Below are 215 nucleotides of genomic sequence, written 5' to 3'. Positions count from 1 at the left end.
TTCCACTCGGCGATGGCCTTCGACGCCTCCACGTACGAGATGTGGGTCCCCTGGCTCAACGGCGGCACCCTCGTCGTCGCACCGGCGGGTCACCTCGACACCGCCACGTACCGGCGCCTCCTCACCGAGCACTCCGTCACCGCCCTCTGGATGACGGCGGGTCTGTTCCGGGTCATGGCGGAGGAGGCGCCCGAGGCCTTCGCGGGGGTACGGGA

At 70.7% G+C, this 215-nt stretch carries 1 protein-coding gene; it reads left to right on the top strand.

From position 1 onward, the window contains the following. A partial coding sequence (locus tag GT042_RS02160; RefSeq protein ID WP_237530400.1) for an AMP-binding protein occupies positions 1–215 on the top strand: 215 nt, incomplete at both ends.

This window comes from Streptomyces sp. SID3212, from assembly GCF_009865405.1.
Lineage (GTDB): Bacteria > Actinomycetota > Actinomycetes > Streptomycetales > Streptomycetaceae > Streptomyces.
Note: the sequence above shows the minus strand (reverse complement) of the source record. Positions and strands in the feature narration are given on the sequence as shown.